Below are 13894 nucleotides of genomic sequence, written 5' to 3' on the forward strand. Positions count from 1 at the left end.
TCCCCCTTCCCCTTTCCCCCTTCTTAGTCATGATTTCATAACATTTTTGTAATTCTTATCATCGGCGGCAATTTTCCTCACTCATTCCACAGGGTTTCCACAGGGATTTTAGCAGTTTTCCACAGGTGTTCTACGAGCTAATGGGCTTGTTGGTTGTCTACTGGGGATTGTTAATTAACAGTCACTAGGAACTTGGGGACTGAGTTTTTGTAAAGTTAAGTAACAAAAATTCGGTTAAAAGCCCGATTGTTTCGTGCTGATTTATCTTTTATACCAAGATTGTTAACATTTCGCAGCATTGACAAACCCACCCCCTCTTAGCGCACAATGATTCGGCTTGCTTTTGTAGTTCGTTCAACCTTTGGCATCAACTGTGTAAAATTACTTGAGTTGTTACTCTCAGTAAGCTAAGTAGAAAGAATCTAAAATCCCAAATTGAAAATTCTTGATTCAAACCCCTACCTTTCCCAGAGGACAAGCATGGGGTCAATCTAAAATCTAAAATCTAAAATCCAAAATTGTTTGACCTCATAGGAGGAAAATCTCATGAAAGCAACGGTTAGCATTTTTACAGAAATTCCCGAATCACTTCACGATTCTTTAAAGAATTACTTAGAAACCCATCCTGATTGGGATGAAAACAGAGTACTGACGGCAGCGCTATCATTGTTTTTACTCCAAAATGGAGAAAGCGATCGCCGTGCCGCGCGAGTCTATTTAGAAACTTTGTTTCATCATTCCTAAGTTAAGAATACTCTGCATAAATTCCCCAACAACAGCTAATCTCAGTTCATACGCGCAAAAAAAAGCATAACTAACAGGAGTGGTTGTTGACAGTTAACTGTTGAGTGTTAACTGTCAACGGTGAACAGCCTCATTGAGCAAAGCAAGGATAGTTCTGCCTCCGGTCAATGTACAAGTTAAAAAACCTTTCCCCCTTTCCCTTTGCCCTTTTCCCCACTTCTCTTAGAAGTCTATGCAAGACGTGTAGGGTAGCACAGTTAACTGTACTACCCTACCAACGGTCACCAGTTTGCTCAAATTTATTAAACCTTTGGTGGTTCCTCCTGGTGGTTCTAAAACCAAAATAAATTTCATCCAAAATCTCAAACCCAAAATTGTTTCGGTCAAGAGTTAAAAAACTCCAGACTATAGACTCAGGACTTAGCTTCCAACTGTTGGGAGTGAGCAGGAGATTCAAACTTATACCCTACACCGCGTACAGTTTGAATTAATGCTGGCTGACTAGCATCAATTTCAATCTTCTTGCGAATTTGACCGATGTGTACATCTACAACCCGCTGGTCGCCGACATATTCATAGTCCCACACCTCTTGAATTAATTCTGCACGCCGCCAAACTCGACCTGGATGGCTGGCTAAAAAATGCAATAAATCAAATTCCAGAGCAGTTAAGGGTACTGGTTGGTTATTAAGTGCCACTTCCCGTCGAACTGGGTCAATCATCAGTTTTTCAAATACCAAGCGTTTTTGTTCGGCAGTAGTTATAACTCGCTGACGCCTTAAAATCGCTCCTACTCTGACTTCTAACTCTCCCAAACCAAAAGGTTTGGTGAGATAGTCATCAGCGCCTTTAGAAAAGCCGCGAATTTTGTCGGCTTCGTCAGCACGACTAGTAAGCATCAAAACAAAAACACCATTACGACTTTGCATCTCTTGGCAGAGGTTAAACCCAATCACATCTGGTAAATTCACATCTAGAATTACCAAATCAGGGTTAAATTGCTCAAATAGAGTTAAGGCTGTCTTTCCGTCTTCGGCAGCCTCCACCTGATAGTTCTGCTTTATCAAAAAGCGTTGGATTAAGTTACGAACGGCAGGGTCGTCGTCAACAACAAGAATCTTGGCAGGAGCCATGACCATCACTTTACACAAAAATTCGTAAGATTAACAACAAGGTTGCGTAAAAACACAGTTGCCACTTTGGGACTTACTAAGAATCTACACAGCTAGGGCATGAATATCCTGATTATTCCAATAATTTAGTACTGTAATCAGGATTATAGGCGATGAGAACGGTAATCTTGTGGAAAGCTATAGTGCAGCGCTGCGTGAAGTGCAGATCTTGTGACTATCAATTAAGTTATGCTTGCCAAATAGACGCTCAAACCTCAGCCAAAGCGGTTTGTGAAACTCAAAGACTTTTTAATCCCCGTTAAGTGGTAACTTAAAACGTTTCAATTTTAAATCGAGATGTGGTTTTGCACCACAAGCGATCGCCAGTATAATTAAAAAAACTCCGTTAAGGCACAGTAAGTTGCCAAATCTGAAACAGTAAAGTTAATTTTTTCATGAAAACTATGCGTTGTAGGTACTGTAAGTTCAAATTCTAGATTAGAGCCAGAACTGAGCAACGACATGAGGGTATACACGGAGTTATGGCGATATGTTAAAGTGACTATAGTCTAAATGTTAGAATCGATCGAACTAACTCGTGCTACTATCCTGGTAGAGCATAAATATTAAGTCGAGACTTTTTGTTTCGATTCCAGCAAACAAAATCTAAATTTGTTTTTTTGACAATAGATTGCCGCTGACTGAGGCTGAAGTAACAAACTCCCATGAGCGATCAAAATCCCTACGAAAAACTTGGGGTATCAGAAGAGGCTTCCTTCGATGAAATCCAGGATGCTCGTAATCGTCTATTCGAGCAACATAGTGGCGATGCCAAGCATCTAGAAGTGATTGAAGCAGCTTACGATGCGATTTTAATGGATCGCTTACGGATGCGCCAGGAAGGAAAAATCAAAGTTCCAGAACGTATTCGGTTTCCAGAGTTGCGGGTACAATCACCTCCGAAAGAAACTCAAGCCCCTCGCGAACATTCACCTGCATGGCTGCAACGAATACTAGATCGGCCAACCCCTGCTGATATCCTTTTACCAGGAGCTTGGTATCTTGGCTTAAGTGCCATTAGCCTGTTTTATCCAGAGGGAGGCAACCAGGTTTTACAATTAGCATTGGTAGTTGGGGTAAGTATCGGTATTTACTTTCTCAACCGGAAAGAAGCCAAATTTGGCCGAGCAGTTTTGTTCACCCTTGTTAGTTTAATAGTTGGCTTGATTACTGGTGGTCTCCTTGCTAACTGGTTGTTGCCACAAATATCATTTATCAATCTGGGATCGAATCAATTTTCTACAGTGCTGACTTTTATCTTGCTATGGTTGGTTAGTAGCTTTTTACGCTAAATCTACCCTAATAAACACAGTCAGTAGAAAGTGGGGAGTAAAAGTCTCTTCGGAGGTTTCCCACATCAGAATTTCTCCTAAAACAGACGCTCTTGCTAGCAAATTCTCCAAAGTAGGTAAGAGGAGAAATAATTTTTAATTGGTGATTTCAGAACTGGCTCAACACTATGTTGGCATCGCTTTCCACAGAGAAGAAAGCTAACAGCACTCTTAAAGTTTAGTGTTTATTAATTAGAGTTTGCTGCAAAAGTTCTTTGGTAGGAGTAGCGGACTTTTAACAGGGTTGGGGTAAGAGTTTTATCGCTATTTTTTCTAATTTCTTGCGGTACTTTCCTGGGACTTTTTCTAGGGTGATAGCCTGAAAAGTTTGATTTTATCGTTATTCCACAAAACCTAATTAGTGCTGTCGTCAGGTACTTCAAATTTATAACCATAGCCCCGTACAGTTTTAATATACTCTGGTACGCTGGTATCGATTTCCATCTTCTTGCGAAGCTGACCAATGTGTACGTCAACTACTCGGCCATCTCCTATGTAGTCACAACCCCAAATTTTTTGAATTAACTGGGGACGACTCCAAGCTTGACCAGGATGGCTGGCTAAAAAATGTAAGATATTAAATTCCAGGGCTGTTAACGCTAAAGGTTTATCATTAAGTGTTACCTCCCTTCCCTCTGGATTAATCACTAGCTGCTTAAAAACGATGCGTTGTGTTGGAGAGGGGTTAATGTAGCGTATCCGTCTTAAAAGCGCTTCTACTCTGACTTCAACTTCTGCCAAGCTAAAGGGTTTGGTCATGAAATCATCAGCACCAGCAGCCAAGATTTTAATTTTATCAGCCTCGTCAGTTCTACTGGTTAATATCATTACTAAAACATTGGTACGACTCTGCATTTCCTGGCAGAGACTATAGCCATTAACATCTGGTAAATTCCAATCTAAAATCACTAAGGAAGGGTTGAATTGCTCAAACAACGATAAGGCAGTCTTCCCGTCTGCTGCGGATTCTATTTGATATTTCCGACTTAAAAAACGATAGACGAGATTTCGGACGCCGAAGTCGTCATCAACGATGAGAATTTTCGGAGTAGTATCAGGGGCCATAGTCATAATGCTGTTTTGCTGCCTATTGTTGATTGGGCATTTAGCTGGTGCGCCAGTTTTGCTTTACGTATTTGTGGTGAAAGTATATTAACGCCGATGTTTGCTGACCACGATCGCTACTGTAGTACTTGTTTACAATTAATTTTCCATGAAGTCGATGGAAACTTCAGCCATTTTCATGTTTATCAATTGTATAAGTATTGTATGACTTTAGTATATTCTTGAATTTTTGTAGTCTGATATTTAACCCAAGACACGGAAAAAAGTGCCATTCAAGATCGTCTTCATGACCACAAATACATCAAGAAACACCAGAAAAATAGCGATCGCCGCAAGTCTATCAAGGAACACACTACTTGATTCAGGAACTTTCGAGTAACTCTCACAAATTAAGCCATAAATCAATCTAAACTTCGTCCAAGTTGAGAAGTGGACTTTTTCAAAAGGGAACGGACAACAAGGCTGGGGGAACTCTTAACAGGGAAGAGTTTAGTATTTAGAAATAAAACCCGATTTCAAACTATTAAAGGTTTCAAAGTAGACGCGGTTTAGACTCTAAATTTTTACCTAGTCAACTTTACTCTAGCCAAGGGACATGTTTTGCTGGAGAAGACCTACGAGAATTTATTTGACGTGCATTTGCATGTAGTTATACTCTTAAGCATATACTATACTACAAGTTTAAGTTTCAAGCTATAAGCAGAACAATTAGTAATTTCTAATTAATGGATGTAAAACTTAATCTATCTATCGACATAGAACAAATATATCAATTAATAATTCAAAATTAACTAAATTGATAGATGAGCTATGGTTATGAATTAGTATGACAAGCCAAGGACTCAGAGCATCACCAGAAGGTATAAGAGCAGCAAAAACAGCTTTAATAGACAAAACTTGGAGTCAGCATAAATTAGCAGCAGCTGTAGGGATTACACGCCAGCCAGTGGCCAAATTTTTTGCAGGTGAGTCAGTTTCTCGTTCTTGTTTTGTGCAAATTTGTCAACAGCTAGGGCTATCTTGGCAAAAGGTTGCTGGTTTCCCTGAAGATGTGGCATTTGAGCAAAGTAGTAAAATCAGATTCAAAGATGCTGACTTCGATAAATTAGTCAAGGAAGTACGCCAAAAGCGCCAAGAAAAAATCCAAAATCAGTGCAATATTATACAGATGTTGGATATTGGGCAGACAATTCAATTACTGGATATTTACACCAATATTAATGTTTTAGAGCAGATAAATCACCTGCAATGGCGAGAAATTGATGACTGGTTGAAAGACTTAAAATCTGAGTCAAATTTTCACCAACTGACAACATATAAGCGTGAAAGAAAATTAGCAGCATTGGAAGCTGTTTTACAACACTCAAAATTAATGCTCCTGGGGAAGCCAGGGTCAGGTAAAACTATATTTTTACAAAATCTAGCTATTGAGTGTAATAAAGGGCAGTTTCAGCCAAACCACGTAGTAGTCTTTGTTAGAGCAAAAGAATTTGCTGAAGATGCTAAAAGTGATAATAAATTTAATTTATTTGACTATATTAGCCAAGAATTTATCAGTTGTAATGTAGAACAAGAATTCACTCAAACTTTATTAATTCATGGCAAGCTGCTGATTTTAATAGATGGATTAGATGAAGTATCAACAAAAGAAATAGAAAACATCACGATAGAAATTCGTAAATTTAGCCAGACATTTTACAAAAATCGGTTTGTTATTAGCTCCAGAATTGCGGCTCAAAGATATAAGTTTCACGGATTTACTGAAGTTGAAGTAGCAGACTTTGACCAAGAGCAAGTAGAAATTTTTGCCAAAAAATGGTTTATTGCTGTTGCTTTAAATCATAAAGTAGATGCAGAAATCAGACGAAATTTATTTATTAATAAACTAAATCTTCCGGAAAATCAGTACATCCGAGAATTGAGTTGCACTCCATTACTGCTGCATTGGATTTGTTTGGTGTTCCAAGCAAAAAATGAATTTCCCTGCAACCAAGCTAAGTTATACAAGCAAGCATTGAATATTCTCTTTTTTAGATGGGATGAAGTTAGAGGTATTAAACGCGATCGCATTAATAGTGATTTGAATGTAGCAATGAAGAAAAAGTTACTTTCTCAAATTGCGGCTATCAGTTTTGAAGCAGAAAATTACTTTTTGCCAAAGGAAAAAATCCTGGAATTAATTGCTGATTGGTTGCTAAAAAATCAATTGCAGCTAGATAGCGAAGCGATGCTGAAAATAATTGAAGTTGAACATGGATTATTGATAGAGCGATCGCAAGAGATTTACTCATTTTCTCATTTGATATTCCAAAAGTATTTTACTGCTAGAAAATTTCTAGAAAATTCCCAAATTCCAACTTGGGAACATCTGGTTAGCCACATGTCCGAAAAACGTTGGCGAGAGGTATTTTTACTAACTGTTAATATGTTGCCGAATGCTGACAAAATATTACAGTTAATGAAGCAAAAAATTGATTTGCTAGTGGGGAACGACCGGAAATTACAGCATTTTCTAACTTGGTTACATCAAAAATCTAGTTCAGTTTCCACTAGGCACAAAGCAGTAGCCGTTCGTGCTTTTTATCTAGTTTGTGTTAAGCGTAGCCTTTACCACAGCCATTGTGCTTCGATCTATACTTCTGGTTATAACCTTGAATACGCCCTTGTTGGTAATATAACTTTTGGCTCTGATCTTGCCCTTGATGAGTTTCTATATAGTACCATTGCTTGCTTTAACGACCTTGACTTTGCCTTTGAGCATAACCTCAAAGATGCCCTTGATTATGCTCATGCCTTTGCTATTGCTTTTAACGAAGCTATTGAGCTTGTTATTGCTCCTAAATTGAAACAAGCCTTGCAAAAATTGAAAACACAACTGCCAGATATCGACAGAAATATAGAAAAATTTAGAGAATGGTGGCAAACAAAAGGTCAAGTTTGGGGTAAACAATTAAGATATTTTCTGATTAAGTATCGTAATATTGGTTACGACTGGGAATTCAACGAAGAACAAAAAGAACTACTTCAAACATATTACGATGTGAATAAATTACTGGTGGATTGTCTCAATAGTGCTACTGATGTAACTCCCACAGTACGACAGAAAATTGAGGATACATTATTGTTAGCGATCGCCGATATTGAAAAGGTAAATAATTCCTAATAATTGTCAATTAATCAGCCACAAAGCATCAGAATTTGATAATACAATAATCATTTACATAGTCTTAATTGAGTAAATTTGCAATTGATTAATTGGTATAAATTCTGGAAAATCCTTAGTCTATCTGAGGAGAGATTTGAAATATATTCATACTAGGGAAAGAGCAATTAAATATATTTTGTTCGTTAAATTGCTATTAACATTCGTCAGTCAGGAATAGTTATGAATAATAATTTAGTAGGCGGTATCATTCCCCCACAGCCACCAATACAAGCGGAATCTGATGTTCATACATTGAAGTCTCGTTTAGAATGGGGCGAACCAGCTTTTACAATATTGGATGTGCGCGATCGCAGAACCTTCAACGAAGGCCACATTATGGGAGCAATGCCCATGCCAATAGATGAATTGGTAGACCGTGCTACAGCTTCTTTAGATACAACCCGTGATATTTATGTTTACGGTACCAACGATCAAGAAACTGCCCAAGCCGCACAACAACTCCGTTCTAGTGGCTTTGAACATGTTTCTCAACTCAAAGGTGGTCTTGCTGCATGGAAGGCCATCGGCGGCCCCACCGAAGGTATCATTGAATCAAAAACCCCCCCTGGTGCAGATGATTATAATGTCGTAGCTAGGCTACAAAATCATGCAGAAAATCAGCCCAAAGGAGGCGAAAGTACTGCTGATAGTATCAAAAGGGGAGTAAGTAACCTCAAAGATAACATTCAAGAAGGAGCCAGCAACCTCAAAGAAGGTATCCAAGAAAAAGCTAGCAACCTCAAAGAAGGCGTTCAAGAAAAAGCCAATGAAGTTAGAGAAGGCGTTAATGAATCTAAAGCTTCTAGGCCAGACGATTCTAATGTTAAATCTTAAACTTGATTGTTGGCTGTTGACGGTTAACAGTAGATGGTATGCCTGTGGTGGTTCTCAGAATTGAAGAAACTGGTTTTCTTTAAGTCAAAATCTCACGTCAAATCCCATCCTTTTTGAAGGGTGGGATTTGCATAAATCCAATAGTATAGCAATCCGATTTCTAGAAGTCCGATTTGATTAATAAACCGATCTATATAGGCAGGCAAGAGGCAACAGGGTTATAAAAGAGTAAAGTGTACGGAATTTTGTGCAAAAATCAAACCGGATTCCTATTATTTGTTTACTGTTGCCTTTAACTGAATCGTATTACCTACAATTAATGTTCAAACAAATCTTTAAATTGCAATAAATCTAAAGAAACTATTGTTGGTAAAACTTTAAAACACTGTTGAGCAAGTTCCCAACGTTCTTCTCGTTTGAGCATTTCTGTAAGTTTTTTTTGTATACTCAATAAGTAGCGCACATCGTTGGCGGCGTAACTCAATTGAGCTTCAGACAAATTAGCAGCGTTACCCCAGTCAGAACTTTGAGCGGTTTTATCGAGTTCTACTTGTTCTAACTCTTGCACTACATCTTTGAGTCCGTGGCGATTTGTGTAAGTACGTGCTAATTTACTGGCAATCTTGGTGCAAAAAACAGGGTTAACTTCAATCCCTAAATAGGCTCGTAAAGTAGCAAGGTCAAAACGAGCAAAGTGAAAAACTTTTACAACATTCGCCGCTTGCAGAAGTTGTTGTAAGTTTGGGGCGTTAGTTTGTCCTTTGGCGATGCGGATGGCGGTGACTTTTCCCTCTAGGTTGGACAGCTGAACCAAACACAATCGATCGCGCTGCGGTAATAACCCCATGGTTTCTGTGTCCACTGCGATCGCTGTAGATTCTAAATATTGTCCAAGGGCTGCATCACTAAGGTCGCGATCGCTCACCTGAAAATCTTGTAATGTCATGAAATCTTGAAAAATAATAGCAGTGTCCAGCAGACAAAAGCCTTGTCAGACACTACATTATTATTGTCCAAAAATATCAAAAATAAAATCTACCTAGTGCGAAAAAAGATTTGCGTCAGGTAGACTTCACCCTGAGTATTAGTAGCAACGCCAATTCCAGTAAGGTTGTAATTTCCTTTAATATTCTTCAGATGTCCGGGGCTTTTGATCCAACCAGTAATAGCTTCAGCTGCGGGGTTGCTATATCCCCGATTGAAAGCCACATTTTCCGCTGCACTGTTGTAGCGAATAGGGATAGCTTTGACCCGCCCCTCAAATCCCTGATGGCTAAACGGGGTTTTACCTTTAGCCATGTTTTGGCTGTGAATTCTTGCCTGTCGTGTGATATTCGCATTTAGGGTCAACTTTGGTAGACCCTTAGCAGCTCGATATTGATTAATTTCGTCAAAAACGGATTTTTCTAGCTCAGTAGGTTTAAAAGTAGGAGTCGATATTGCAGCCTGACTGGAAAAAAGCGACAACAGCTTATTACGGGTGGATGTATTTGTAGAATTATGCCCTGGTATCGGAACAGTTGTTAATCCACTAGCAAGGACAAGCGCAGTTAAAGCGATGCCAAAAGCAGTTTGTCGGAACATGGAGAATTGCGTAATATGTAGAGATATAAGACTTATACTCTACCTCATAGTTCCAAAAATATATACGAGAATACTATTAAGGATTGATGAATTTCGGCATTTTGGCCACGTCCTTTACAGGACATACAAACATTCATTTCTAATTGTCAATATATCCATAGTTTAGCTTCGGTAAAATCACCATTACTTTCACTGATAGAGACTTGCAATTAAAAAAATATTCCATTGCTATTGTTCGCTGTTGACGGTTAACGGCTCACAGTTAACAGTTAACTATCAACAGCAAAGACGAAAAGATACTTACGTGCGTAAGAAAATTTGCGTAAAGTAGATTTGCCCTTTACTGTTGCTGGCAACACCAACCCCGGTCAAATTATAATTACCTACGATATTGGCTAGATGCCCTGGACTTTTGAGCCAGCCTTGAACAGCTTGTGTAGCTGGGTCACTGTATCCCTGATTGTAACCGACATTTTCAGCAGCTCCTGTGTAGCTAATACGAATTGCTTTGAGACGGTCTTGAAATCCAGTATGCCCAAAAGCCACTTTACCGCTAGCCATATTTTGACTGTGAATCCTGGCTTGATTATCGATGGCAGAATTACGAGTCAGTTTTGGTAGCCCTTTAGAAGACCTGTAATTATTAATTTGGGTAAAAACTGACTGTTCTATACCAACAGTATTGATGGTAGATTGTGCAATCTTAACAGTATCACTTGATATGTTTGAAGACATCGGTGTAAAAGTTGGCTCTATTATAGAAGTAGCGATCGCTCCACTGCTGAGTAAAAGAGTTCCTAAACCAATGCCGTAGATTGTTGTTCTAATCATTTGCTGAAAGTAAAGTTTCAGACCATCTAACCAGACTATTGTTAATTGAACAACTCGGTTCTCAGTCTATATACCTCTGCTGATGCGGCTATTGCTTCAAAAACTACTAGTAAACTTTAAAATTTACAAACTTACAAAAAAATCATCCTATCTGCAAATAATTTTCTTCTGTCTTTAGAAAGATTATTAAGATTTTGGATTATTGTTGACTGTTAACTCCAATCCAAAATCCAAAATCGTATTAGACGTTTGCCACTTGGCGATCGGCAACTTTGGTAAACTGATTTACCGGACGAGGTAAACCAAGATTCTCCCGTAGAGTTGAGGCTTCATACTCTGTGCGGAACAGACCCCGACGCTGCAATTCAGGAATTTGAATCATTAAATTTATTTTCTTGTATCAAGAGATATTTAGTAATAGTTTATACTGCAATGTAGTACTATGTAATGCATTGCCAAACAAACTTTCGGATATTAATAATATGGCTCTAACTATCTCAAACGTGTTCGACACTGGTTTCTACCGTGCTGCGAATCAAGATTTAGCTGCTCTTAATGATACTCAAGCTTTGTCTCACTTCCAAACCTATGGTTTAAATGAAGGTCGTTCATTTTCACCCCTGATTGATTTGAGTTTCTACCGAGGGAGTAGTTCTGACCTAGCAAACTTGAACAACAGCCAACTATTAAATCATCTAATGAATCACGGAATAGCTGAGGGACGTAGTTTTTCGCCCAACGTTAGTCTAAACTATTATCGTGCTAACAATAGTGACCTCGTAAGCTTTAACAATGAACAATTATTTATTCATTTGAAAGGCTTTGGTATTTCAGAAGGGCGTTACTTTTCCTCATTTTTTACTTTTGGTTCATATAAATCCTATAATTCTGATCTCACTTCCTTAAGTAACTCTCAGCTATTGAGTCATTTTGAAATCAATGGCATAAATGAAGGCCGTCACTTCTCACCATTTTTTAATTTCAACTACTATCGTGCTAATAACTCAGACTTGACTAATTTCAGTAATAGGCAGTTGTTACAGCATTTTGGAATCTATGGGATCAATGAGGGACGTAAATCTTCACCCTCTTTTGATGCTGGATACTATAAAGCCAATAATCGAGATTTAGTTTCTTTACAAAGTGTTAACTTAGTAGAACACTTTGATTTTTATGGTGCATTTGAAGGACGCCAAGCTGCTAATGACTATGCTGGAAACACCTTGAGTACTGCTCGTCAACTGCCGATAGGTTCAAATTTTACTAGCGTAATTGAAAATGTCGGCTCATCCGATCCTTTTGATTACTATCGATTTGATTTGAATCAAACTAGCACTCTTAGAGTATTTAACTATAGCTATTCTAGAAGTGTATTTGAGCAAATAATTGATAGTAGTGGTAATGTTTTAAGTTCTAGAAGTCCCGCCGTATTCAATTCTGATAGTAGTCTTGTAGGCGATACATCTAAAAACATTCAATTGTCTCGAGGAACTTACTATGTACGTATACAACCACAAGCAGGGAATACTAATTACTATTTGTGGCTTTCTGCTAGCAGTAATAACAGTAACAGTTCTGAAAAATTGATCGAGGCAGGAGAAACAATTGAGTACATTAATACATTACTTCCATTCTACAATAAAATCTTTTAAATTAATCATCAAGTGAATCACAAGGCATTAACTTTAGTGGAACACTTTGACTTGTATTCTGTTTCCGAAAAACGCTAGAAATGTAGATTGATTTAAGCGATCGCCCTCTGGCGTTCTTGTAAGGTAACCCAACAAAGCAGCATAAATGTTAGGTTACCCTACGAAATTTTGCTACGTTCCTCGAATCAACCTACCCATCCAGTTTAAACAGCCTGCGGTTTGAGTAAATCTGTTTTGCTAACAAATTCGCTGAATGTACTTGCAACTTGCTGCGGTAATGCGATGGTCGGCGTTTGCACTGGTAAGCGCGGAAACAATAATTCTGCAACTCGATAAGCTTCTTCCAGATGGGGATACCCTGAAAATACAAAGGTATCAATTCCTAAATCGCTGTATTCCAGCATTCGCGCTGCAATTGTATCTGCATCTCCCACTAAGGCAGTTCCAGCACCACCACGCACTAAACCAACACCTGCCCATAAATTCGGGCTAATTTCTAAGTTTTGGCGACTACCGTTATGTAGTTGTGCCATACGGCGTTGTCCTTCTGATTCCGATTGAGCAAAGCGCCGATGTGCAGCAGCAATGGTTTCATCATCCACATACTGAATCAATTCGTTAGCTGCATCCCAAGCTTGTTGCGTAGTTTCCCGGACGATCGCGTGCATCCGAATTCCAAAACGTACCGTTCTACCTTGTTCTGCTGCTAATTGGCGTACCTTGGCAATTTTTTGGGCTACTTGATTTGGTGGTTCCCCCCAAGTTAAATACACATCAATGTGTTTAGCAGCAACTTGGAGAGCAGCATCGGAAGAACCGCCAAAATATAAAGTAGGATAAGGCTTTTGTACGGGAGGAAATTGCAGTTTTGCCCCTGCAACTTTCAGATGACGACCATTAAAGGTGACTTCATCACCTTGCATGAGCGATCGCCAAATTGTTAAAAATTCATCAGTCAGTTCATAACGCTGGTCATGACTGAGAAAAATTCCATCTTTAGCTAATTCTTTTGTATCGCCACCAGTCACCACATTGAGTATAATTCGACCATGAGAAATTTGGTCAAAAGTAGCAGCCATCCTCACCGCCAAAGAAGGCGACATAATAGCCGGACGAAAAGCCACAAGAAACCGCAAACGTTCAGTAACTGCAATTAAAGAACTAGCTACAATCCAGGTATCTTGTTTTTGTCCAGTACCAATTAACATACCACCGTAACCCAATTTATCAACAGCTTGGGCGATTTGCTGCATATAAGGATAAGTGGCGGGACGCCTACCAATTGTAGTGCCCAAATAACGCTCATCTCCCTGTGTAGGCAAATACCAAAAAATTTCCATAATTCCTCTGTTTTAACTTTAGTTATTAGGGCATTGGGCATTGGGCATGGGAAGAGGCAGGGGGCAAGCAGGAAGTGTGGGAGGTGTGGGAGGATGGTGAAAAAATCTTTCCCCCCACACTCCCCACACTCCCCAC

13 protein-coding genes and 1 pseudogene are annotated in these 13894 nt (G+C 38.9%); 6 read left to right on the forward strand and 8 right to left on the reverse strand.

Annotation, left to right across the window (positions count from 1 at the left end):
* Nucleotides 1-546: 546 nt before the first annotated feature.
* A complete protein-coding gene (locus GNE10_RS21890; protein ID WP_099067993.1) occupies nt 547-744 on the forward strand; it encodes a DUF2811 domain-containing protein in 198 nt (65 codons plus the stop codon).
* 222 nt (nt 745-966) lie between these two features.
* Here GNE10_RS21890 and GNE10_RS36105 read toward each other — a convergent pair whose 3' ends face one another.
* Nucleotides 967-1098: a hypothetical protein gene (locus tag GNE10_RS36105; protein ID WP_260446989.1), complete on the reverse strand. Its 132-nt coding sequence runs from the start codon at nt 1096-1098 to the stop codon at nt 967-969.
* A gap of 59 nt (nt 1099-1157) precedes the next feature.
* The gene (locus GNE10_RS21900) at nt 1158-1877 is read right to left on the reverse strand and encodes a response regulator transcription factor (protein WP_185566971.1); all 720 of its coding nucleotides are present in this window, start codon (nt 1875-1877) and stop codon (nt 1158-1160) included.
* 704 nt (nt 1878-2581) lie between these two features.
* Between GNE10_RS21900 and GNE10_RS21905 the strand changes: the two genes are divergently transcribed.
* Nucleotides 2582-3208, forward strand: a complete 627-nt coding sequence (locus GNE10_RS21905) for a CPP1-like family protein (protein WP_185566972.1) — start codon at nt 2582-2584, stop codon at nt 3206-3208.
* A 393-nt stretch (nt 3209-3601) separates the two neighbouring features.
* Here the strand turns inward: GNE10_RS21905 and GNE10_RS21910 are convergent, their stop codons facing one another.
* Nucleotides 3602-4318 carry a response regulator transcription factor gene (locus GNE10_RS21910; RefSeq protein ID WP_099067996.1) on the reverse strand — a complete coding sequence of 239 codons (717 nt, stop codon included), beginning with the start codon at nt 4316-4318 and terminating at the stop codon, nt 3602-3604.
* A 9-nt stretch (nt 4319-4327) separates the two neighbouring features.
* Between GNE10_RS21910 and GNE10_RS21915 the strand changes: the two genes are divergently transcribed.
* The 3 genes and pseudogenes from GNE10_RS21915 to GNE10_RS21925 all read left to right on the forward strand — a co-directional run.
* Complete coding sequence (locus tag GNE10_RS21915; RefSeq protein ID WP_185566973.1) at nt 4328-4537, forward strand: hypothetical protein; 210 nt, start codon at nt 4328-4330, stop codon at nt 4535-4537.
* Nucleotides 4538-5138: 601 nt separating this feature from the next.
* Complete coding sequence (locus tag GNE10_RS21920; RefSeq protein ID WP_185566974.1) at nt 5139-7475, forward strand: NACHT domain-containing NTPase; 2337 nt, start codon at nt 5139-5141, stop codon at nt 7473-7475.
* A 222-nt stretch (nt 7476-7697) separates the two neighbouring features.
* Nucleotides 7698-8144 (forward strand): annotated as a pseudogene (locus GNE10_RS21925) (rhodanese-like domain-containing protein); the annotation flags it as partial.
* A 523-nt stretch (nt 8145-8667) separates the two neighbouring features.
* Here the strand turns inward: GNE10_RS21925 and GNE10_RS21930 are convergent.
* The 4 genes from GNE10_RS21930 to GNE10_RS21945 form a co-directional block, all read right to left on the reverse strand.
* The gene (locus GNE10_RS21930) at nt 8668-9297 is read right to left on the reverse strand and encodes a ribonuclease D (RefSeq protein WP_185566975.1); all 630 of its coding nucleotides are present in this window, start codon (nt 9295-9297) and stop codon (nt 8668-8670) included.
* 89 nt (nt 9298-9386) lie between these two features.
* Entirely contained in the window at nt 9387-9935 is a 549-nt protein-coding gene (locus GNE10_RS21935; RefSeq protein ID WP_185566976.1) for a CAP domain-containing protein, read from the reverse strand.
* A 300-nt stretch (nt 9936-10235) separates the two neighbouring features.
* Complete coding sequence (locus GNE10_RS21940) at nt 10236-10766, reverse strand: CAP domain-containing protein (RefSeq protein WP_185566977.1); 531 nt, start codon at nt 10764-10766, stop codon at nt 10236-10238.
* A 241-nt stretch (nt 10767-11007) separates the two neighbouring features.
* Nucleotides 11008-11148: a hypothetical protein gene (locus tag GNE10_RS21945; RefSeq protein WP_185566980.1), complete on the reverse strand. Its 141-nt coding sequence runs from the start codon at nt 11146-11148 to the stop codon at nt 11008-11010.
* A 100-nt stretch (nt 11149-11248) separates the two neighbouring features.
* Here GNE10_RS21945 and GNE10_RS21950 point away from each other — a divergent pair, with 100 nt between their 5' ends.
* Complete coding sequence (locus GNE10_RS21950) at nt 11249-12418, forward strand: hypothetical protein (RefSeq protein WP_185566978.1); 1170 nt, start codon at nt 11249-11251, stop codon at nt 12416-12418.
* 203 nt (nt 12419-12621) lie between these two features.
* On the opposite strand, the gene ssuD is transcribed toward GNE10_RS21950, so the two are convergent.
* Nucleotides 12622-13758 carry an FMNH2-dependent alkanesulfonate monooxygenase gene (gene ssuD / locus GNE10_RS21955; protein ID WP_185566979.1) on the reverse strand — a complete coding sequence of 379 codons (1137 nt, stop codon included), beginning with the start codon at nt 13756-13758 and terminating at the stop codon, nt 12622-12624.
* Nucleotides 13759-13894: the final 136 nt, after the last annotated feature.

It is taken from the genome of Nostoc sp. 2RC (assembly GCF_014222165.1).
GTDB classification, from domain to species: domain Bacteria; phylum Cyanobacteriota; class Cyanobacteriia; order Cyanobacteriales; family Nostocaceae; genus Nostoc; species Nostoc linckia.

Bases quoted from the DNA above. Each gene is read 5' to 3' on its own strand.
- GNE10_RS21890 (WP_099067993.1), top strand. From the start codon at position 547: ATGAAAGCAACGGTTAGCATTTTTACAGAAATTCCCGAATCACTTCAC.
- GNE10_RS36105 (WP_260446989.1), bottom strand. From the start codon at position 1,098: ATGAAATTTATTTTGGTTTTAGAACCACCAGGAGGAACCACCAAAGGT.
- GNE10_RS21900 (WP_185566971.1), bottom strand. From the start codon at position 1,877: ATGGCTCCTGCCAAGATTCTTGTTGTTGACGACGACCCTGCCGTTCGT.
- GNE10_RS21905 (WP_185566972.1), top strand. From the start codon at position 2,582: ATGAGCGATCAAAATCCCTACGAAAAACTTGGGGTATCAGAAGAGGCT.
- GNE10_RS21910 (WP_099067996.1), bottom strand. From the start codon at position 4,318: ATGACTATGGCCCCTGATACTACTCCGAAAATTCTCATCGTTGATGAC.
- GNE10_RS21920 (WP_185566974.1), top strand. From the start codon at position 5,139: ATGACAAGCCAAGGACTCAGAGCATCACCAGAAGGTATAAGAGCAGCA.
- GNE10_RS21930 (WP_185566975.1), bottom strand. From the start codon at position 9,297: ATGACATTACAAGATTTTCAGGTGAGCGATCGCGACCTTAGTGATGCA.
- GNE10_RS21935 (WP_185566976.1), bottom strand. From the start codon at position 9,935: ATGTTCCGACAAACTGCTTTTGGCATCGCTTTAACTGCGCTTGTCCTT.
- GNE10_RS21940 (WP_185566977.1), bottom strand. From the start codon at position 10,766: ATGATTAGAACAACAATCTACGGCATTGGTTTAGGAACTCTTTTACTC.
- GNE10_RS21945 (WP_185566980.1), bottom strand. From the start codon at position 11,148: ATGATTCAAATTCCTGAATTGCAGCGTCGGGGTCTGTTCCGCACAGAG.
- GNE10_RS21950 (WP_185566978.1), top strand. From the start codon at position 11,249: ATGGCTCTAACTATCTCAAACGTGTTCGACACTGGTTTCTACCGTGCT.
- ssuD (WP_185566979.1), bottom strand. From the start codon at position 13,758: ATGGAAATTTTTTGGTATTTGCCTACACAGGGAGATGAGCGTTATTTG.